We start from the raw sequence: 21,097 nt of genomic DNA, 5'->3' as shown, positions 1-21,097 counted from the left end.
ATCTGCGCCGTACGCCCTTGTCCTGGTGTGCTTCCGTGGCTCTGTGCCAGACGCCAGGAGCCGAGGCGGCGGGGCCCGCGAGAGGCCCGCCCCTCGGCTCCGGGACTGGGTGCTGCGTGTGTCCGTCGAGCCGACGACTACTTGTCGGCCGTGCCCGCCACGACGATCTTGCCGTCGGACTGGATGACGATGCCGCGGATGGCCTCCTCGACCTTGCCCACGACGAAGTTGTGCTTGGCGAAGCCGCCGGTGCCGAACGTGGTGTCGAGCGAGCCGTCCGTCTTGTAGCGCGCCACCACCATGCGGTTGTCGCCGCCCTCGGTCACGAAGCCCGCCGCGTAGATGCGGTTGGACGCGTCGAAGGCCACCGCCCAGTAGCGGTCCGGGTCGGTGTCGGAGACGGCCGCCACCTTGGCGACCTCCGGGCCCACGCCAGTGGCCAGCGGGATGATGGCCAGCACGCCGTCGTCGTCATCGCCGCCACCGGCGCGGTAGCCCGCCGCCGCGGCCCACTTGCCGTCCGCGGACTTCGCCACGCCGAAGAACGCCTGCTCCGGACGCTCGAAGTCGTACGTCTTGTAGCCCTCGGCCGCGAAGGTCGTGTCGCGCGCGCCGTTCTTGTCGAGCATGAAGACGAGGGCGGCGATCTTCTGCGCCGCGGGCGTCGCGCTGCCCACCGTGCACACGCGGTCGTCGTTCAGCACCACCAGGTTGCGGCCGCGGTCGTTGTCGCCCACCAGGTCCAGCAGCGCCACGCCGCCGGTGCCCCAGTTCTCGTCGCGCACACCCGTGGCCGAGTACTTGAAGTTGACCACGTCCACCGCGCCCGACGACGCGCTGCGGCCGTAGCCGGTGGTGACGTAGCTGCCGTCCTGGAACTGGCCCACCGCGTAGGCCTCCGCCATGCCCCACTCGGGGTTGGACGCGCTCACGGGACCGAACGGCGCGGAGTTGACCACGCCCTTCCAGCCGAAGGTGTTGTCCGGCTTGCCCGCGTCGTCCAGGCGCACCAGCACGATGCGGTTGGCCGCCTGCGTGCCCACGCCCGTCGGCTGGCTGGTGTAGCCGGAGGCGACGATCTTGCCGTCCTTCTGCACGATGCCGTTGCGCGCGCCGTCGCTCAGGTTGCTCACGTTGAGCGTGTGCACGCCGTCCGTGCCGAACGTGGTGTCCAGCGCGCCGTTGGCGGTGAAGCGCACGACGACGCGGTCGGCGTCGACGCGGTCACCCTCGCCACGGCGGGCGCCGAAGACGACCAGCCGGTTGGTCTCGTCCGCGGCCAGGCCCCACACGGAGTCACGCGTGCCACCCGCCACCGTGCTCAGGTCCAGGCGCGTGGTGCCGCCCGCGCCGAACGTCGTGTCCAGCGTGCCGTCCGTGTTGAAGCGCGCCAGCGCGATGTCGCTGTCCACCACCTGCGAGCCCGAGTCCGGCGTGCCCGAGTCGGGAACCCCGGAGTCCGGCGTGCCCGAGTCCGGAACCCCGGAGTCCGGCGTGCCCTGCGGCGTCTCGTCGTCGTCGTCACCGCAGCCGCCGAGGAAGCCCAGCGAGAGCGTCAGCAGCGCCACGCCCGCGAACGATGCCCTCTGCCCCATCCTGCCCTTCATGCGTCCCTCTCCCTTTCGAAATATTTCAACACCTGAAAATGATAATTGTTCTCAAAAACTAACCGGGCTCGTAGAATGGATCCAGGTTTCCTGTCAAGCCGGACAGCTTCGGCCACAGGGAGAAGCGGGGAAGGTCTCCCGCTTCTGGTTTTGGTGACGACTTCGACGTGTCCGTGAGGCAGCTCCCATGAATCCCGTGTCGCCGCGTTCCTCCGCCGCGTGCCGCCTTGGCGCGCGCCTGCTCCTCTCCGCCCTCGTGGGCCTGACGGCCTGCAAGGAGTCCGGAGATTCGCCTCCGCCCAAGCCCCCCGGGCCGACGGGGACGGAGTCCGCGCGCGCGGAGCTGTTGCGCGCCACGGGCGCGTGCGTGGAGAAGACGGCGCGGGAGTTCCTCACGACGGCCACGGCGCTGGCGGACGCGACGCGCCAGTACGCGGCGGAGCCCACCTCCGCGCGGCAGACGCAGGCGCGCGACGCGTTCCACGCCGCCATGGACGTGTGGCAACGGGCGGAGGTCATGCAGGTGGGCCCGGCGGCGCCGCGCAGCCTCCCGGGCGGCGCGGAGCTGCGGGACAACATCTATTCGTGGCCGCTGGTGAGCCGCTGCGCCGTCGAGGAGCAGGTGGTGGCCAAGGGGTACGAGGCGCCGGGCTTCCCCACGTCGCTGGTGAGCCGCCGGGGCCTGTACGCCGTGGAGTACCTGCTCTTCCACGAGGGCGAGGACACCGCCTGCCAGGCCACCTCCCCCATCGTCGCGCAGGGGACGTGGGCGGCGCTGTCGTCCGAGGAGCGCGCGTCGCGCAAGCGGGCGTACGCGGCGGCGGCGGCGGCGGACGTGCGCGAGCGCGCCACGCAGTTGGTGGGCGCGTGGGCCGCGGACCAGGGCAACTTCGCGCGCACGCTGGCGACGGCGGGTGAGTCCGGCAACACGGTGTACACGTCGAGCCAGACGGCGCTCAACTCGGTGAGCGACGCGCTCTTCTACTTCGAGCGCGAGGGCAAGGACCTGAAGCTGGCCCGGCCGCTGGGGCTGCGGGACTGCTCGACGGAGTCCTGTCCGGAGCACCTGGAGTCGCAGTTCGCGCACCGCTCGAAGGCGAACCTGCGCGCCAACCTGGAGGGCTTCCGGCGCATCGCCCAGGGGTGTGACGACGCGCACGCGGGCACGGGGTTCGACGACCTGCTGGAGGCCGCGGGCGCGGAGGCGCTGGCCACGCGGATGACGGAGCGCTTCGACGCGGCGACGGCGAGCTTCGCGGCCATCGAGGAGGCGGACCTCAAGGAGGCCCTGGCCCAGGACAAGCCGTCCGTGCGCGCGCTCTACGACGCCGTCAAGGGCATCACGGACATCCTCAAGACGGAGCTCGTCACGGTGCTGGACCTGGAGCTGCCCCAGTCCGTCGAGGGGGACAATGACTGAGCCGGTCCCCGGCCGCGCCACCTCGCGCCTGTGGGCCGTGTTGCTGGCGCCGCGGGACATCGCGGCGCTGGTGGCCTTGCGCGTGGGGCTCGGCCTGCTCATCACCGTCTCGGCGCTCCGCTTCCTCGCCTACGGCTGGGTGGACGTGCTCTTCGTGCGCCCGCGCTTCCACTTCACCTACTGGGGCTTCGACTGGGTCCCCGCGCTGCCCGACGGCTGGATGCACGCCCTCTTCGCCGCGCTGGCGGTGCTGGGGCTGTGCCTGGCGACGGGCCTGTTCTACCGGGTGACGACGGTGCTGCTGTTCGGGGCCTTCACGTACGTCCAGCTCGTCGACGTCAGCAACTACCTCAACCACTACTACCTGGTGAGCCTGCTGCTGGGGCTGCTCGTCTTCGTGCCCACGCACCGCGCCTTCTCGCTCGACGTGCTGCGCGGCGCCACGCCCCGGGCGGACACGCTGCCCTTCGCGTGCACCCTGCTGCTGCGCTTCCAGGTCACCGTCGTCTACGTCTTCGCCGGGCTGGCCAAGCTCACGTCCGACTGGCTCCTGCACGCGCAGCCCCTCAACATCTGGCTGTCGGCGCGCACCAGCCTCCCCGGCGTGGGGCCGCTGCTGGAGCAGCGCTGGGTGGCGTACGGCGCGGCGTGGGCGGGCTTCCTCTTCGACACCACCATCGTCGCCTTCCTCCTGTCCCGCCGGCTGCGCCCCTTCGCGTACGTCGTCGTGCTCGGGTTCCATGCCGCCACGTCCCTGCTGTTCCCCATCGGCATGTTCCCCGTCATCATGGTGACGGCGGCGCTGGTGTTCTTCGAGTCCTCGTGGCCCCGGCGCGTGGGACGGCGCCTGCGCGCGCTGCGGCATCGCGAGTCCGGGCCGAGCCCCGTCGTCGCGTCCGCGACGCCCATGCCCGCGCGCTGGCACCGCGCGGCGCTGGGCGTGGCCGTGGCCTACGGGCTGCTCCAGGTGGCGCTCCCGCTGCGCACGCACCTGTATGGCGGCAACGTCCTCTGGCACGAGCAGGGCATGCGCTTCTCGTGGCGGGTGATGGCCCGGGAGAAGAACGGCAGCGTGACGTTCATGGTGCGCGACCCGGCCACGGGCCGCGAGTGGCACGTCGCCCCCAGCCAGTACCTCACCCGGCTCCAGGAGCGGGAGATGTCCGTGCAGCCCGACCTCATCCTCCAGCTCGCCCGCCACATCGCCCGCGACTTCGAGGCACGAGGACACCACGACGTCGAGGTCCGCGCGGATGCCCGCGCGTCCTTGAACGGGCGGCCGGCGGAGCCCCTGGTGGACCCGTCCGTGGACCTCGCGCGGCAGGTGGACGGGCTTGCGCCCAAGGGGTGGATCCTCCCGGCGCCGGACACCCAGCCCATCCACCTGCGGCCGACCCTGCGGGCCTCCCGCGCGCCCACCGGGTGAGCCCGGCCCACATGCGGGAGACGCGGCGCCCGGCGGCTCGCCCGGGCGCCGGCCAGGTGTATAAGTCCCCGACATCATTGGCCTGGGGGTGGGCTTTCGTTGACGGCTCGCCCCGCCTGTTTACGTTTCTGAAGCCCCTGAGCGGGCGAAAGGAACGAACACGGTCATGGCATTCACCGACACCCACGAAACTTCCCGGTACGGCGGCGGACGTCCGGCGCCGCGCGGCGGCGGTGGGTGGCACCGCCTCGGCAACGCGCTCAAGACGACGGTGCTGCTGGCGGGGCTCACCGCGCTGGTGCTGGTCATCGGCCAGCGGCTGGGCGGCGCGCAGGGCCTGATGTACGCGGGCTTCTTCGCCGTCGTGATGAACTTCGGTTCGTACTGGTTCAGCGACAAGATCGCCCTGGCCATCCACGGCGCGCAGCCGCTCCCCTACGAGCAGGCGCCCTGGCTGCACCAGATGGTGGAACGGCTGGCGGCCCGCGCGGGCATGCCCAAGCCGAAGGTCTACATCCTCCCCACGCGCGCGCCGAACGCGTTCGCCACGGGGCGCAACCCCCAGCACGCGGCCGTCGCGGTGACGGCGGGCATCCTGGACATCCTCGACCAGCGCGAGCTGGAGGGCGTGCTCGCACACGAAATCGGGCACGTCCGCAACCGGGACACGCTCATCGGCACGGTGGCCGCCACGCTGGCGGGCATCATCAGCTACGCGGCGCAGATGCTCTTCTGGTTCGGCGGCTCGATGCTCAGCCGGAGCGACGACGACGAGGGCGGTGGCATGGCCGGCGCGTTCGCCAACCTGGGCCTGCTGCTGGTGGCGCCCATCGCCGCCACGCTGCTGCAGTTGGCGGTGAGCCGCTCGCGGGAGTACGGGGCGGACGCCACGGGCGCGGAGCTGAACGGCGACCCGGACGCGCTGGCCGACGCGCTCCTGAAGCTGGAGCGCGGCTCGGAGCTGATTCCGTATGATCGCGCGCCGGCCACCTCGCACCTGTTCATCGTCAACCCGCTGCACCGCGGGGGCGTGATGGGCCTGTTCTCCACCCACCCGCCCATCCCCGAGCGGGTGCGCCGCCTGCGCGAGATGGGCATGCGCGCCGGCGGTGCGCGCGGCCGTGGCGGCTGGGAGTACGCGTACTGACGCAAGCCCGGTCGCGGGGGTCGGTCGTCACGGCCCCCGCGCCACCGGCCCGAACCCCGCGGCGGGGTCCTCGAGCAGCGCCTGGAGCGCGCGGGCCAGCACACCCGCGTGGAAGCCGTCGATGAAGCGGTGGTCAATGGAGGCGTTGAGGCTCATCACCCGCCCCACTCCCACCCGCCCCTCCTCCACCACGGGCACCTCCCGCACCGCGCCCGGCGCGACGAACACGGGCACGCGCGCGAACGGAATCAGCGGCAGGTACGCCGCGTCCAGCCCCAGCGCCCCCACGTCCGCCACCACCGCGCCGCCGGCCACGTCCTTCGGCAGGCCGAAGCGCGACAGGTCCAGGTTGAGCGTCGTCGCCAGGAAGGACAGGCCCGTGAGGAACCACCGCGTCAGGGGCGCGGGCAGGGCCTCCACCACGCGGGGCGCCTCGTCACGCGCCGAGCCCAGCTCCCGCACCACGTCCTCCAGCGACTTGCGGTCCGCGTCCTCCACCCGCACCAGCCTCCAGCGCGCGCCCCCCTCGGGCCCGGGGCTCGCCACCAGCGCGGACACGCTCACCCGCTGGCGCAGGTAGATGCGGCCGAAGCGCACCACCGCGTTGGCGTCCGGACAGCGCCGCAGCGCCTCCGCCAGGGCCTTGAGCACCAGGTGCGTCACCGTCAGCTCCAGGCCGGTGCTCCGCCGGAAGGCGGCCATGTAGGCCAGCGCCTCGTCCATGCGCACCGTGAGCGTGCCGTAGACCGTGGGGTCATACGGCGCCCCCCAACTGCCCAGCGACAGCTTGCGGAAGCTCGACAGGGGCTTCTTCCGAATCAGCTCCAGGTGCGCCATCTCACGCCCGCTCCTCCAACGACACGCTCCCTGGAAGCATCGCCGCTCGCGCCGGGGCAGGGAAGACCCGGGCGCGAATGCCTGCCAGGGGGCACCGGGACAGGGTCGAGGCTGCGCCCGTTGCCCCGCCAGGGTCTGGAGGTGGGGCTCGTCACGACGCCTTGCAGCGTACTCTTGACGCCTCGGCGCTGGGCGCTAGGCTGCCCCGCTTTTTGCAGATCCCTCCCGTGGAGGTCGTCCCGTGTCGTTCCTGGTCATCGCCCTGGCAGTCGGGCTCGCCATCTCCCTCTATTTCAACCTCTTCGGCGGCGCGAAGCAGGCCGCGCTGCCCGCTTCCACCTCCTCCCACCACGCGCCCCGCGCGGACACGGAGGCGGACCAAAAGGCCGCGCGCGCGAAGGCCGAAGCGGAGCTGCAGCGCAAGCAGAAGGAACTCGACGAGGTCCGAGGCCAGTTCCAGGAGGTGAAGGAGCAGCTCAAGCAGACCAAGCGCAAGGTCTTCGAGCAGAAGGAGTCCGACAAGGGCTCCCAGGACCTGGCCAAGGCGCGCGCCGAGGTGGAGCGCAACGCCTCCATCCAGCTCGAGCAGACCCGCCAGGAGCTGGCCGCCGTGCTGACGGAGAACCAGCGCCTGAAGGCGGAGTCGGAGTCGCGCGGCCGTCGTCGCGAGCAGACCCCGGCCCCGGCCGCCGCCGTCGCCGCGCCCGCCGCCGCCCCGGCCCCGCAGATCGCCGCCCCCGCCAAGGAGGGTGAGTCCGTCGTCGCCGCCGCCGTCCCGGTGGCGCCCGCCGCCGAGGCCTCCCGCGAGGAGAAGAACGTCCGCCGCTTCCGCGAGCTGAACGACGCGGACCGCGAGAAGATGGAGCGCCTGGAGCAGGCCGCCAACAAGGACCGCGCCCGCGCCGTGGATCTGGAGAAGGAAGTGCGCCGGGTGAAGGGCCGCGAGCAGACGCAGCAGCGCGTCTACGCCGCCACCAAGGGCGACCTGGACCTGATGAAGGACAAGTTCAAGGCCCTGGAGAAGCGCCTCAACCGCACGCTCCTGGAGCGCGACCTGCTCCGCCGCGCCATCAAGGACCTGGAGAAGAAGACGGGCATCCTCGCCGACCGCACGGAGCTGACGCCGGAGGAGATGGCCGCCAGCGACCAGCGCACCGAGGAGACCGCCCGCGTGCGCGCCGAGTCCGAGACCCAGGCCGCCGCCCAGCAGCCGGCCGAGGCCCCCACCGCGACCGAGGCCCAGGCCGCCGAGTCCGAGGCGAAGGCCGCGCCGCAGGCCTGAGTCACCCACAGGTGATGTCGGGCCCGAGGGGCTCGGTCTTCCGGCGGCGTCCGGAAGCCGGGCCCTTCGTCGTTTCCAGCGCCAGGACCGGGCGAGCGGCCTCGCGAGCGCGGCACGACGGACCACCAGGAGCCGGTCCCCCCGTCGATTCCCGTCCGGAGGCGGACGGCGTCACGGACAGGTCACGTCGGCCCCGTGCGGCGCCACCTCCTGAAGACGCCTGTCGGAGGTCGGGCCGTCGTCGCGGGGGCCCCGGAGGCTCAGTCGCCGCCGCAACCTTCGGACGAGCCAGGCTCCACCGTCCCCTGGGGGTGGGCGGCCAACCCCCGTTGCAGCTTCGCCATCAACCGCTGCAGCTCCGCGAGCTCCGCCTCCGGCAGGTACTGGAGCAGCTCGCCGTCCAGCTCGCGCAGCGTCTCGCGCAACAGCCCCAGCTCCACCTCGCCCTCGGGGGTGAGCTCCAGCCGTACACAACGGCGATCCTCCCCCGCCATCCGCCGGACGAGGCCATCCTCCGCGAGCCGCTCGACCAGGCGGCTCGCCGCGGGCGCGTCCACCATCAGCCGCTCCGCGAGCGAGCCCTGATTCCGCACGCCCTCGGAAATGGCCTTCAACGCCAACAGTTGGGTGATGGGCCTGCTCGTCCTCCCGCCGAGCCTCTCCGAGAGGTGCCGGCGGACGGTGCGACGCAGGGAGGCAAGTTGCTCCGCGAAGGTCATTCGCATGCCGAAATAGTTGTCAGCTACAACGGTTGTCAATTACATCGGCGCGACGCGAGCCGTCGAAGTCGGGGGGAGTCGGGTCGCACACGAAGTCACTCTTTTCCTTCCCCCAGGTATGTCCGTCTCCTCAGCCCTCCTCCTGGCGTTCGTCACGGCGTCGACGCCGGCGGCGCCGTCGACCAGCTCCGTCCCTCCACCGGTTCCGTTCCAGCCGAAGGTGGAGGACCCCATGCTCACCCCGGTCCCGCCCGCCCCGCAGCTCGTGGGCTCCTGGGACCAGGCGCTCGCGCTCGTCAAGGAGCGCTCCACCGACCTGCGCGGCGCCGAAGCAGGCATCGAGCGGGCCGAGGGCCGCTGGCGCCAGGCGCTCTCGACGCTCCTGCCCAACGCGCGCGCCACGGCGAGCGTCGCCCACGACATCCTCAACCCCGACACCCCGGTGGGCGTCTTCGCCACCTCCAATCTGGAGGGCCGCACGCCGACCACCCCCATGGTGGGCGTACTCACCGCGACGCTGAGCCAGTCCCTCGTCGATGTGGGCGCATGGCGGGGCGTGTCCTCCGCGGCCTCCTCCGAGCGGGGCGCCCTGGCGACGCTCCACGACACGCGCCGCCGCCTCACCCTGGGCCTGGCCCGGGCGCTGGTGGCGACGGTCGCCGCCGAGCGCGCCGCGGAGCTCAACCGGGTGGGCCTGCTCCAGTCCCTGGAGCGCTCCGCCCTCGCCCAGCGCTCGTTCGAGCTGGGGGCGAGCAACCAGCTCGACGTGGTGCGGGTGAACCAGGACGTGGCGCTGGCGCGTGGCGCCCTGGTGTCCGGCGACGAGCAGCTGCGCCGGGCCCGGGAGGCCCTGGGGCTGGCCCTGGGCTTCGGCGCGCCGGTGGGCGTGTCCCCGGACTTCAACCTCTCCGGCCTCATGGAGGACACGCGCAAGTCGTGTGTCGCCCTGGACGACCAGGACACCCGGCCGGACCTCGTCGCCGCGCGCGCCCAGGTGGAAGCAGCGCGCGACAGCCGCCGCCAGGCCTCCGCCGGCTACCTGCCCACCCTGGGCCTGCAGAGCAGCCTCCAGGCGGTGACCACGGACCCGGACTTCGGCCGCTTCTCCACCTGGAGCATCGCCGCGGTGCTCACCGTCCCCATCTGGGAGGGCGGTCTGCGCGGGGGCCTGGTGCGCGAGCGCGCCGGCATCGAGAAGCAGGCGGAGCAGACGCTGGAGAGCAGCCGCCGCGACGTGTCCGTGGAGGTGGCGCAGGCCCGGCGCAGCGTGGACGTGGCGGACGCGCTGGTGAAGACGGCGTCCGAGTCCCGCGAGCTGGCGGACCGGACCGACCGGCTGACCCGCCGTTCCTATGAAGTGGGCCGCGGCAGCAGCCTCGAGCTGGTGCAGAGCGGAGCGGCCCTGCGCCAGGCGGAGCTGACGCTGGCGCTGCGTGAATTCGAGCTTGTCCAGGCGCGCCTGGACGCATTCTTGACGGAGGCCCGGTGCGACTGGTGAGACGGGTGCGCCCCCTGGAGGCGCTGAAGAAGACGGTGTGTGGGAGTGCCGTGCTGTTGCTGGCGGCGGGGTGCTCGGGCAAGGCGCCGGCTCCGGCCGCGCCGCCCCCGCGCGAGGTGCAGGTGTTGACGCTGGCGCCCAGCGAGGTGCGGGACACCGGGGAGTACCTGGGCTCGCTCTTGTCGCGGCAGAGCGTCACGGTGCTGCCGCAGGTGGGCGGCTACGTGCGCCGCATCCTCGTGAAGCCCGGCCAGAAGGTGGAGGCCGGGGCGACCATCCTGGAGGTCGACTCCCGCGAGGAGACGGCCGCGCTCGACAGCGCCCAGGCCCAGCACAGCTCGGCGGAGGTGGGCCGGGAGCTGGCGCGCCGCACGTACGCGCGCACGGAGGCCCTCTACAAGGAGGGCCTCGCCAGCGCCCAGGAGATGGAGCAGGGGCGCGCGCAGCTCGACGCCGCCGAGGCCTCCGCGCGCTCGGCCGCCGCCCAGGTGGCCCAGCGCCAGGTGCAGCTGCAGTTCCACGCCGTGCGCGCGCCGTTCGCGGGCACGGTGGGCGACGTGCTGGTGCGCCTGGGTGACTTCGTCAGCGCCACCACTCCGCTGACCAGCATCGCCCAGGCGGACGTGCTGGAGGTCAGCGTGTCGCTGCCGTCCGAGCGGGCGCGCGCGCTCAAGCCCGACACGGCGCTGGAGATCCTCGACGGCCAGGGCAACGTGCTGCTCACCAGCACCCTGTTCTTCGTGGCGCCCCAGGCCGACCCGCGCACGCAGCTGGTGGAGGTGAAGGCGGCCTTCCAGAACACGGTGGGCCTGCGCCCCAGCGAGCTGGTGCGCGCGCGCGTCGTCTACGCCAAGCACGACGCGCTGCAGATTCCGGCGCTCGCGGTGGTGCGCCTGAGCGGCCAGCCCTTCGCCATGGTGGTGCAGGACAAGGAGGGCAAGACGGTGGTGGAGCGGCGCCCCATCACGCTCGGCATGCTGGGCAACATGGCCTACGTCGTGGAGAACGGCCTGAAGCAGGGGGACCGCGTGGCGGTGTCCTCGCTCCAGGCGCTGCGCGACGGCATGCCCGTGAAGGTGAAGACGGCCGACGCCCCGGCCACCCAGGTGACGGCGCCCGGCGCATCCGCCGCGGGCAGCCGCTGAAGCAGGCACGGGCCCCGGGCCTCGCACGCGCCGCGCGCGAGAGGCCTGGGTCCCCCACCAGATTGAGGGCCTGAAGCCGTGTTCGTCGATTTCTTCATCCGCAGACCTGTCTTCGCCATCGTCTGCTCCATCCTGCTGACGTTGGTGGGGGCCATCGCCATCCCCACCCTGCCCATCTCCCAGTACCCGGACCTGGCGCCGCCCCAGGTGACGGTGACGTCCACCTACGTGGGCGCCAGCGCGGAGGTGGTGGAGAGCGCCGTCACCATCCCCATCGAGCAGGAGCTCAATGGCGTGGAGGGCATGCGCTACATCACCTCCACCAGCGGCAACGACGGCACCAGTCAGATCACCGTCACCTTCGAGCCCACGCGCGACATCGAGGTCGCCGCGGTCGACGTGCAGAACCGCGTCAGCCGCGCCGCCGCGCGCCTGCCCTCGCAGGTGAACCAGACGGGCATCGTCGTCAACAAGGCCTCCAGCCAGATGCTGATGACGGTGGCGCTGTCCAGCCCGGACAACCGCTACGACGCGAAGTTCCTCAGCAACTACGCGGACGTGAACCTGAAGGACGCCATCAAGCGCGTGCGCGGCGTGGGCGACGTGCGCATCTTCGGCGAGCGCAAGTTCTCCATGCGCGTGTGGCTGGACCCCACGGAGCTGGCGCGCCGCAAGCTCACGCCCCAGGACGTGACGCGCGCGCTCCAGGAGCAGAACCTCCAGGTGGCCGCCGGCCAGGTGGGCCAGCCGCCCTCCACGGATGACCAGCCGTACCAGCTCGCCATCCGCGCGCGCGGTCGCCTCGTCGAGCCGGAGGAGTTCGGGGAAATCGTCCTCATGCGCGACCCGAGCGGCAAGAGCGTGCGCGTCAAGGACGTGGGCCGCGTGGAGCTGGGCGCGGAGAACTACGGCACGCTGCTGCGCTTCAACGGCAAGACGGGCGTGGGCCTGGCCATCTTCCAGTTGCCCACGGCCAACGCGCTCGACGTGCGCGACGGCGTCTACCGGGAGCTGGACCGGCTGTCCGAGCAGTTCCCGCCGGGCATGGAGTACCAGACGGGCACGGACACGACGCTGGCGGTGCGCGCCTCCATCCACGAGGTCATCCAGACGCTCGTCGAAGCCATCGTCCTGGTCATCCTCGTCATCTTCCTGTTCCTGCACGGCTGGCGCAGCGTGCTCATCACCGCCTTCACCCTGCCCGTCTCGCTGGTGGGCACGTTCGCCTTCGTGAAGTTGATGGACTTCTCCATCAACACGCTCACCCTGTTCGGCCTGACGCTGGCGACGGGCCTCGTGGTGGACGACGCCATCGTGGTCATCGAGAACATCGAGCGCCTCATGGCGGAGCGGGGCCTGACGCCCCGGCAGGCGGCGCGCGAGGGCATGAAGGAGGTGGCCGGCGCGGTCATCGCCATCTCCATCGTGCTGGTGGCGGTGTTCGTCCCGGTGGCCCTCTTCCCGGGCACCACGGGCTCCATCTACCGGCAGTTCGCGCTCACCATCGCGGCCTCCGTGGCGCTGTCCACCTTCTGCGCCCTGACGCTGACGCCCGCGCTGAGCGCGCGCATGCTCAAGCACCACCACGGCGGGGAGAAGTGGGTGTTCTTCCGCTGGGTGGACAAGGTGCTGGACGCGACCCGCGCGGCGTACGGCCGGGGCCTGCGCGGCATGTTGAAGCACCCCGTGCTCGTGCTGCTGGCGTTCCTGCTGTGCATCGGCGGGACGGTGGTGTTGTTCCGCGTGGCGCCCACGGGCTTCATCCCGGACGAGGACCAGGGCTACGTCATCATCTCCATCCAGGGCCCGGAGGGCATGTCCCTGGCGCAGGTGGAGAAGGTGCTGGCGCAGGTGGAGGATGTCCTCAAGGGTCAGCCGGAGGTGCGCGCCATGTTCGCCATCGGCGGCTTCTCCTTCCAGGGCTCCGGCTCCAACATGGCCACCGTCTTCACCAGCCTCAAGCCGTGGGAGGAGCGCCCCGGCAAGGAGCACACGGTGGCGGCGCTGGTGGAGCGCCTGCGTGGACCACTCGCCCGCATCGGCGGCGCGCGCGTGCTGCCCTTCCAGCCCCCGGCCATCCGCGGCGTGGGCAGCGTGGGCGGCTTCCAGTTCATCGTCGAGGACGTCGCCGGCACGCGCACGCTGGACGAGCTGGCCGGCTCCACGGACGAGCTGGTCGCCAAGGGCAACGAGGACGCGCGGCTGCGCGGCGTCTTCACGGCCTTCAACGCCAACACGCCGCTCTTGGACGTGGAGGTGGACCGCCAGAAGGCCAAGGCCCTGGGCATCCCCATCGAGCAGATCTTCGGGACGATGCAGGTCTACATGGGCAGCCAGTACGTCAACGACTTCAACTACGCCAACCGCACCTACCGCGTGTACACGCAGGCCGAGCAGCAGTACCGCGACAGCCCGGCGGACATCGGCTCGTTCTATGTGCGCAGCGACAGCGGGGACATGATTCCGCTCGAGTCGCTGGTGAAGGTGACGCCCACCGTGTCCGCGCAGGTCATCCGGCACTACAACCTGTTCCGGTCGGCGGAGATCAACGGCCAGGCGGCGCCGGGCGTGTCCTCCGGTCAGGCCATCGAGGCGATGGAGTCGCTGGCGGCGCAGTACCTGCCCCAGGGCATGTCGGCGGAGTGGACGGGTATCAGCCTGGAGCAGAAGGAGAGCGGTGGTCAGACGATGATCATCTTCGGGCTCGGCCTGCTCTTCGTGTTCCTGGTGCTCGCGGCGCAGTACGAGAGCTTCAGCCTGCCGTTCGTCATCATCCTGTCGGTGCCCCTGGCCATCATGGGCGCGGTGGCGCTCCAGCTCATGCGCGGCTACGCCAACGACGTGTTCTGCCAGGTGGGCCTGGTGATGCTGGTGGGTCTGGCGAGCAAGAACGCCATCCTCATCGTCGAGTTCGCCGAGCAGCTCCGGGAGAGCGGCAAGAGCGCGCTCGACGCGGTGGTGGAAGCGGCCGAGGTCCGCCTGCGTCCCATCCTCATGACGTCCATCGCCTTCCTCCTCGGCGTGGTGCCGCTGATGACGGCGCAGGGCGCGGGCGCGGCGGCGCGCAACTCGCTGGGCACGGCGGTGTTCGGCGGCATGCTCGTGTCGACCGTGGTCAACCTCATCTTCATCCCCGGCCTCTACGTGCTGATGCAGAAGGTGCGTGGAGACGCGAAGCGTGAGTCGGCGGAGGACGAGCTCCCGGCCCCGGCCCACGCGCCGTAAGGCCGCTGCTTCACCGCGAGGCACCGTCGGGCGCGAGGGTCCTCCCCTCGCCCACCCGGCGGTGCCTTCGTCGTTACTTGCGCCGGGCGGCTTCGATGAGCCCGGCGAGGATGCTGCGGTGGCACACCTGCTCGAGGATGCAGTCGCGCGAGCACAGCAGCGTCACCGTCTCGCCCCGGTCCACGCGCGCCGCGAGCTCCGCGATGAGCGCCTGCTGGGCCTGCATCTCCTGGATGTACCGCTCGCGGTAGGCGTCCAGGGTGATGGGGGTGCGGCCCTTGCCGTAGAAGGCGTCGAAGAGTTCCGGGCTCGGCGCCAGCTCCCGGTGCCACACGTCCCAGGTCTCCTGCGACTTGGGCAACCCTCGCGGGCGGTAGCGGCAGACGAGCACGCGAAGACCGGCATCGAGCCCCATGGGGGAACACCAGCGCTGGGTCTTGATGGGCATCGATGGTCAACCTTCGGCCTGGCTCGCCCTATTCCGGAGTGAGTCGACCCGACTTCTTACCGGACGAGAGGGTCACGAGGACGCGAGGATCCTCGCAAGTCCCTGTAAGTGCTGGAGTGTACCGTCGCGCCGCGCGCGGCACGCGCCCTGCTATGTGCTGCCTCGACGAGGCGCGACGGTGAGGAACCGACACGGCTCGGGCGAATGGGGCGGGACGGGCAGCACGGCGGGGCAGGACGGGCGGCGGGTCGGACGGGCAGAGCGGGACGCAGAACTGGCGGCACGCAGGATGGGGCGGCGGGTCGGACGGGCGGGACGCAGGACAAGCAGCACGTGGCATGGGCGGCGGGTCGGACGGGCGGGACGCAGGACAAGCAGCACGTGGCATGGGCGGCGGGTCGGACGGGGCAGCACGCGGAACGAGCAGCACGCGGGACGCGGCAGTACAGGGCGGCGGGTCGGACGGGGCAGCACACAGAACGAGCAGCACGCAGGGGCTGGACGCAGGACGGGGCGGTACAGGGCGGCGGGTCGGACGGGGCAGCACGCAGAACGAGCAGCGCGCAGGGGCTGGACGCAGGACGGGGCGGTACAGGGCGGCGGGTCGGACGGGGCAGCACGCAGAACGAGCAGCACGCAAGGGCTGGACGCAGGACGGGGCGGTACAGGGCGGCGGGTCGGACGGGGCAGCACGCAGAACGAGCAGCACGCAAGGGCTGGACGCAGGACGGGGCGGTACAAGGCGGCGGGTCGGACGGGGCAGCACGCAGAACGAGCAGCGCGCAGGGGCTGGACGCAGGACAGGGCGGCGGGTCGAACGGGGTAGCACGCGGCACGAGCAGCACGCGGGACGCGGCAGTACAGGGCGGCGGGTCGGACAGGGCGGGACGCAGGGACGAGCAGCACGCAGGACGGGGCGGCGGGTCGGACAGGGCGGGATGCAGGGACGAGCAGCACGCAGGACGGGGCGGCGGGTCGGACAGGGCGGGACGCAGGGACGAGCAGCACGCAGGACGGGCGGGTTGGACGGGCGACGAGAGGAGCGGGGGAACGGCTCCTGGAGTGAACGGCTCGGGCGGGAAGGTCGGGAGGAGGGAGCCGGTCCTCGGCGGAAGCGTTTCTTCGCGAGGACCGGTTCGTCTTCGACCGCCGAGACTCAGAACACAGAGAGGCCCGTCAGGGTCGTGAACCGGTCCAGCGCCTCGACACCGGCCACGGAGTTGCCGTGGGCATCGAGCCCTGGACTCCAGACACACAGACCACAGACGTTCGGAATCACGGCGATGATGCCGCCACCGACACCACTCTTCCCGGGGAGGCCGACGCGATAGGCGAACTCCCCCGCGGCGTCGTAGGTGCCGCAGGTGAGCATCACCGCGTTCATCTGCTTGGCCTGGCTGCGCGTCAGGAGCCGTTCGCCATTGGCACGCTCGCCGTGGCGAGCAAGGACACCACACGCGCGCGCGAGGTCCGCGCAGCTCATCGACAGCGAGCACTGCCAGAAGTAGTGCTCCAGTACCCGAGGCACCGGGTTCTCGATGTTGCCGTAGCTCGCCATGAAGTGCGCCAACGCGGCGTTTCGATGGCCATGCTCGGCCTCCGACGCGGCGACCACCGGGTCGAAATCCACGGCGGGGTTCCCGCTCTCCGCGCGGAGGAACTCGCGCACCGCGCCACGCGAGTCTCCCGTCAGGCTCAGCAGCCGGTCCGTGATGACGAGCGCGCCCGCGTTGATGAACGGATTGCGCGGCACACCCTGCTCGTACTCGAGCTGCACCAGGGAATTGAACGGGTTGCCCGAGGGCTCCTTCCCCACCCTGCGCCACAGCGCGTCCCCATCCCGCGCCAGCGTCATCGCCAGCACGAAGACCTTCGAGATGCTCTGGATGGAGAACGGCATCCGCCAGTCCCCCACGCCGTACAGCCGGCCATCCACCGTGGCCAGCGCCATGCCGAAACGCGTGGGGTCCACCGCCGCGAGCGCGGGAATGTACTGGGCCACACGGCCCTGCCCCACGACCGGCCGGACCGCAGTCATCACCTCGTCCAGGACCACCTGGAAGTCATGCATCGCGAGCAACCCTCACACCACTCACCCTGACATGGAACCTGCCTTCTCGCGATACGACCGGGGCGACATCCCCGTCCACTTCTTGAACGCCGAGGAGAACGCCGCGGCATCCGCGTAACCGAGCTCGGCCGCGACCTCGGCGATCCCGAGCCCCCCTCCGCGCAACAAGCGCTTGCCCTGCTCCTCACGCAGATGCCGCAGGTACTGCTGCACGGTGATTCCCGTCGCGGCCTTGAAGCGCCTCCGGAGGTGCCGCGGGCTCATCGCCGCGAAGCGCGAGACGGACTCCAGGGTCTCCTGGGGATGGGTCTCGAGCCGCTCCTGCACCCGGAGGATGGCGGCGTCACCGTGGGCACGGGTCGACGCCAACGCGAGCACGGGCGCGCGAAAGAGCGCGTCGTCTTCGCCCAGCGCGGAGCTGAAGACCCGATCGCCGAACATCGCTCCGAAGCGCTGACGGAGCACATGACAGATGAGCAGGGTCCCCGCGGACGCGTTCTGCGCCGTCAGGAACTGCCCGTCCCGGCTCATCGTGTAGCGGCGCTCCGCCATCCATTGCGTGCTCGGGTACTGGCTCTCGCTGCGCGACACGAAGGCCCAATGGGTCGTCGCCAGCTCCCCCTGGAGCAGCCCCGCGTCCGCGAGCACCCAGCTCCCCGTCGTGAGCGCCAGCATCCGCGCGCCCCCCTTCGCCTGGGCCCGCAGCCAGGGCGCGAGGGCCACCGCCACGCCCGGGCGCAGCGCCGCGCCACTCAGCGAGGGCAGGACCACCAGCTCCGCCTGCGGAACAGCGGGTGACGCCCCCTCGACCAGGGGCTCGGCCTGGAGCCGCTGCCCCGACGCCGCCTCGATGACGGGCTGCGCCGCGATGAAGGCAAACCGCAGGGAGGACTCCTCGCGAGGCCGGAGCAGCATCCGCCCAATCGTGCAGACGTCCGCGGCGAGGTGCGCGCTGCTGGCCCAGACGCCTGGATAGAGGCAGATGGCGACCCGAAAGACACGCATGCCCCTGGATTGAATCGTGAAGTCGGGTGGAAGGAAACACCCGCGTGGCGGCGTCCGGCGCCATGTGCACGACCGCTCGCTCGCGCGCGGTCCACCCCCTGCGTGTCCCCTTCCGACATGTCTTTGTCCGCGATGAGCATGTCGGGCCTCGCTCGACCTGGGTACCTTCATCGCATCGAGCGGCGAGTCCTCCCGCCAGGTGCCCACCCGACATCCAGGAGTCCCTCATGAAGCCCGAAGAGCACGGCCACGCCTACTTCGCCCACGATGAGCTGGCGCGAAACCTCGCCATGCAACTCGATGCGGTCGAACGAGGCTTCGCCCGCGTGCGGGTTCCCGCGACGGGGCAATGCCGCAACGGCATCGGCACCCTGCATGGCGGCATCATCATGGCGAGCGCGGATATCGCCTTCGCCGTCGCCTGCAACACGTACCCCGACCGGGCCGCAGGCGTGCAGATGAACCTCGCCTTCGTCGCGGTCCCCGAGGCCGGGGACATCGTCGCGGAGGCACGGGAACTCCAACGCGGTGGCCGCGTCGGAAACTATGAAGTGAAGGTCCTCGACACCCGGGCGCGCCTCGTCGCGCACGGCACCGCGATCGCCTACATCCGCCGAGACCCGGCCACTCCGACGTCGCGCCCCTGAACAGCGCCACGCCGCGCCCCGCCATCACAGGGACGCGGTTGTTCGCTTGCGGGAAGCACGCGTCCCAACAGCGAACAGGGAGCGTGCGCTGGACTTCGACCCGCACGACTGTCGGAGCTTTCGCGGACTCCGTGGCATGCCCCATGCTCTCGGGTCACGCACCATGGACTCTCTCCTCCAGGACGTCCGTCACGCGCTGCGCAGGTTGGGGCGAGGCCCGACCTTCACGCTGGTCGCGGTGGCCACCCTCGCGCTCGGCATCGGCGCGAACGTCGCCATCTTCAGCGTGGTCCGCACGGTGCTGCTGCGACCGCTGCCCATGCACGACGACGCGCGCCTCGTGCGGCTGTACAGCGTGGGGCAGCGAGGGCCCGGACCCACGTCGCCCCCGGACCTGGCCGACTTGCGGGAGCAGACGCGCTCCTTCGTGGGACTGACGGCCGCGACGTCCACGGAGGTGACGCTCGGCGCGGACAGCATGGAACCCTCGCCGGAGAAGCGACAGGCGGGCCTCGTCACCGCGGACTTCTTCCAGGTGCTCGGACCTCGCATCCAGCTCGGGCGCGCATTCCACCCGGAAGATGGGTTGCCGGGCGCCCCCAAGGTGGCGGTCCTCTCCCATGCCCTGTGGCAGCGCCGCTTCGGAGGGAGGTCGGACATCGTCGGGCGCACGCTGAACCTCGGCGCGCCAGAGCCCTTCACCGTGGTGGGCGTCACCGCCGAGGGCTTCGACTTCCCGGCGCACGCGGAGCTGTGGACGCCCCTCACCTGGGACGAGTCGATGACGAGCCCGGAGTCGCGGGGCGCGCACTGGCTGGAGGTCTATGGGCGACTGTCACCGGGAGTCACGCTGGAGCAGGCGCGCGAGGAGGTGTCCACGGTCGCGAGGAACCTCGCGGACAGCTACCCGAAGACCAACACGAACCTGGGCGCGAGGGTGGAAGCCCTGCGGGACGTCTTGCTGGGGCCGTCGCGTCCATCACTGTTGATGCTCACGGGAGCGGTCGGCTTCGTGCTGCTCATCGCATGCGCGAACCTCACCCACCTGTTGCTGGCGCGCGCCGCCTCCCGCGAGGGAGACCTGTCCATCCGTCTCGCGCTGGGCGCGAGTCGCGGCAGGCTGGCGCGCGAGCTGCTCGTGGAGACAGGGGTGCTCGCCCTCGTGGGTGGCGCCACGGGGCTGCTCGTGTCGATGTGGGCGTTGGATGTGTTGGTCGCGCTGGGCCCCCGCGACATCCCTCGCCTCGACGAGGTCGCCGTCGATGGAGACGTGCTGGCATTCACCGTCGGCGTCTCGGTGCTCACCTTGCTGATGGCGGGCCTCGTGCCCGCGCTCGTCTCGACCCGCCTGGACCTGGGGCGAGGGCTGCGCATCGCCGGAACGGGGGCTGGCGGCAGTGCCCTCCACCACCGGACCCACTCGCTGCTCATCATCGGAGAGACGGCGATCGCGGTGGTGCTGCTGGTCAGCGCGGGCCTGTTGTTGCGCAGCTTCGTCACGCTGCGCGGTGTCGACCCCGGCTTCCAGCCCGACGGCGTCCTCACCCTGCGGCTCGACCTGCCGCCCAATCGGTATCCCATCGGCTCCGCCTCGCCCTTGGCGTTCCACGACCAGCTCCTGTCGAGACTCCGTGGCCTCCCCGGAGTGGAGAGCGCTGGCGCCATCGCGGGCCTCCCGATGGACGGCGGAAAGATGCTGCTCGAGGTGAAGGACCCGGCCCGCCCCATGGCACCGGACGCCATCCCCTGGCAAGCCAGCGTACGCATCGTCACCCCAGGTGCGCTGGAGGCGCTGCGCGTGAAGGTGCTCGACGGCCGCGGCCTGACGTCCGAGGACCGAGGTGCCGGAGGTCGCGCGGTGCTGGTCAACGCGGAGGCGGCCCGTCGGTTCTGGCCAGGCGAGCCCGTCCTGGGGCGCACGCTGGACACGACGATGAACTGGGGCAACGGGAACTTCGGTGGCCGCGTGGTCGGAGTGGTGGAGGACATGGCCATCGACGGGCTGGCCGCGCCCGCGGTCCCCGAGGTGTACGTCCCCTACGAGCAGGCTCGCGGAACCAGCATGACGCTCGTGCTGCGAACCTCCGGAAACCCACTCACGCTGGCGGGGGCGGTGCGCGACGAGCTCCGCGCGCTCGACCCGCGCCTCGCGCTCGGCAACGTGCGCACGCTCTCCTCGGTGGTGGACGGAACGGTGGCGCCGCTGCGCTTCTACCTCCTGCTGGTCGGCATCTTCGCGGCGACCGCGATGGCCCTGGCCGCGGTGGGCCTCTATGGCGTCGTGACCCATGTCGTGTCCCGACGCACGCGGGAGATGGGCATCCGCCTGGCCCTCGGCGCCCGGGTCCATCAGGTCACCGGCCTGGTCCTGTCGCGCTATCTCGGCCTGACCCTCGTGGGGCTCGTCGTCGGGCTGGGGCTCTCCGTCACCGCCAGCCGCGCGCTCACCCACCTGCTCGGGGGCGTCCCAGCCACCGACCCGCTCACCTATGCCCTCGTTCCCCTCCTGCTCGTCGCGGTAGCCGCCCTCGCCATCTTCATCCCCGCGCGCCGAGCCGCTCGTGTCTCACCCGCCGTCTCGCTCCGAGCGGACTGAGGGGACCTCCCGCGACGGAGCACC

15 protein-coding genes are annotated in these 21,097 nt (G+C 71.4%); 9 read left to right on the top strand and 6 right to left on the bottom strand.

Annotation, left to right across the window (positions count from 1 at the left end; genetic code table 11):
• Nucleotides 1-137: 137 nt before the first annotated feature.
• A complete protein-coding gene (locus LZ198_RS14475; RefSeq protein WP_253972536.1) occupies nt 138-1,607 on the bottom strand; it encodes an NHL repeat-containing protein in 1,470 nt (489 codons plus the stop codon).
• A 187-nt stretch (nt 1,608-1,794) separates the two neighbouring features.
• On the opposite strand from LZ198_RS14475, the gene LZ198_RS14470 reads away from it, so the two are divergent.
• From LZ198_RS14470 to LZ198_RS14460, 3 genes are all read left to right on the top strand, one after another.
• Nucleotides 1,795-3,027 carry an imelysin family protein gene (locus LZ198_RS14470; RefSeq protein ID WP_253972535.1) on the top strand — a complete coding sequence of 411 codons (1,233 nt, stop codon included), beginning with the start codon at nt 1,795-1,797 and terminating at the stop codon, nt 3,025-3,027.
• Complete coding sequence (locus LZ198_RS14465) at nt 3,020-4,453, top strand: HTTM domain-containing protein (RefSeq protein ID WP_253972534.1); 1,434 nt, start codon at nt 3,020-3,022, stop codon at nt 4,451-4,453. Before LZ198_RS14470 ends, LZ198_RS14465 begins: the two co-directional genes overlap by 8 nt.
• A 166-nt stretch (nt 4,454-4,619) precedes the next feature.
• A complete protein-coding gene (locus tag LZ198_RS14460) occupies nt 4,620-5,600 on the top strand; it encodes a zinc metalloprotease HtpX (RefSeq protein WP_253972533.1) in 981 nt (326 codons plus the stop codon).
• A 27-nt stretch (nt 5,601-5,627) separates the two neighbouring features.
• Here LZ198_RS14460 and LZ198_RS14455 read toward each other — a convergent pair whose 3' ends face one another.
• Nucleotides 5,628-6,437, bottom strand: a complete 810-nt coding sequence (locus tag LZ198_RS14455; RefSeq protein ID WP_253972532.1) for a 2-oxo acid dehydrogenase subunit E2 — start codon at nt 6,435-6,437, stop codon at nt 5,628-5,630.
• A 241-nt stretch (nt 6,438-6,678) separates the two neighbouring features.
• On the opposite strand from LZ198_RS14455, the gene LZ198_RS14450 reads away from it, so the two are divergent.
• Nucleotides 6,679-7,719 carry a coiled-coil domain-containing protein gene (locus LZ198_RS14450; RefSeq protein ID WP_253972531.1) on the top strand — a complete coding sequence of 347 codons (1,041 nt, stop codon included), beginning with the start codon at nt 6,679-6,681 and terminating at the stop codon, nt 7,717-7,719.
• Between the two features lie 260 nt (nt 7,720-7,979).
• On the opposite strand, the gene LZ198_RS14445 is transcribed toward LZ198_RS14450, so the two are convergent.
• On the bottom strand, nt 7,980-8,444 hold the full coding sequence (locus tag LZ198_RS14445) for a MarR family winged helix-turn-helix transcriptional regulator (RefSeq protein WP_253972530.1): 465 nt from the start codon (nt 8,442-8,444) through the stop codon (nt 7,980-7,982).
• A gap of 112 nt (nt 8,445-8,556) precedes the next feature.
• On the opposite strand from LZ198_RS14445, the gene LZ198_RS14440 reads away from it, so the two are divergent.
• The 3 genes from LZ198_RS14440 (at nt 8,557) to LZ198_RS14430 (ending at nt 14,306) form a co-directional block, all read left to right on the top strand.
• Nucleotides 8,557-9,936 carry a TolC family protein gene (locus LZ198_RS14440; RefSeq protein WP_323382580.1) on the top strand — a complete coding sequence of 460 codons (1,380 nt, stop codon included), beginning with the start codon at nt 8,557-8,559 and terminating at the stop codon, nt 9,934-9,936.
• Nucleotides 9,933-11,081: an efflux RND transporter periplasmic adaptor subunit gene (locus LZ198_RS14435; RefSeq protein ID WP_407667427.1), complete on the top strand. Its 1,149-nt coding sequence runs from the start codon at nt 9,933-9,935 to the stop codon at nt 11,079-11,081. Before LZ198_RS14440 ends, LZ198_RS14435 begins: the two co-directional genes overlap by 4 nt.
• 78 nt (nt 11,082-11,159) lie before the next feature.
• Complete coding sequence (locus LZ198_RS14430; RefSeq protein ID WP_253972528.1) at nt 11,160-14,306, top strand: efflux RND transporter permease subunit; 3,147 nt, start codon at nt 11,160-11,162, stop codon at nt 14,304-14,306.
• Between the two features lie 73 nt (nt 14,307-14,379).
• Here the strand turns inward: LZ198_RS14430 and LZ198_RS14425 are convergent, their stop codons facing one another.
• From LZ198_RS14425 to LZ198_RS14415, 3 genes are all read right to left on the bottom strand, one after another.
• Complete coding sequence (locus tag LZ198_RS14425; RefSeq protein WP_253972527.1) at nt 14,380-14,754, bottom strand: DUF488 domain-containing protein; 375 nt, start codon at nt 14,752-14,754, stop codon at nt 14,380-14,382.
• A gap of 1,156 nt (nt 14,755-15,910) precedes the next feature.
• Complete coding sequence (locus LZ198_RS14420) at nt 15,911-16,825, bottom strand: glutaminase (protein WP_253972574.1); 915 nt, start codon at nt 16,823-16,825, stop codon at nt 15,911-15,913.
• A 21-nt stretch (nt 16,826-16,846) separates the two neighbouring features.
• Nucleotides 16,847-17,830, bottom strand: a complete 984-nt coding sequence (locus LZ198_RS14415) for a GlxA family transcriptional regulator (protein ID WP_253972526.1) — start codon at nt 17,828-17,830, stop codon at nt 16,847-16,849.
• 227 nt (nt 17,831-18,057) lie between these two features.
• On the opposite strand from LZ198_RS14415, the gene LZ198_RS14410 reads away from it, so the two are divergent.
• Together LZ198_RS14410 and LZ198_RS14405 are read left to right on the top strand one after the other, a co-directional pair.
• The gene (locus LZ198_RS14410; protein WP_253972525.1) at nt 18,058-18,477 is read left to right on the top strand and encodes a PaaI family thioesterase; all 420 of its coding nucleotides are present in this window, start codon (nt 18,058-18,060) and stop codon (nt 18,475-18,477) included.
• Nucleotides 18,478-18,640: 163 nt separating this feature from the next.
• Nucleotides 18,641-21,073, top strand: coding sequence for an ABC transporter permease (locus LZ198_RS14405; RefSeq protein ID WP_253972524.1), 2,433 nt, complete (start codon nt 18,641-18,643; stop codon nt 21,071-21,073).
• Nucleotides 21,074-21,097 lie beyond the last annotated feature (24 nt).

It is taken from the genome of Myxococcus dinghuensis (assembly GCF_024198235.1).
GTDB lineage: Bacteria > Myxococcota > Myxococcia > Myxococcales > Myxococcaceae > Myxococcus > Myxococcus dinghuensis.
This window is presented reverse-complemented; position numbering and strand designations above follow the sequence as displayed.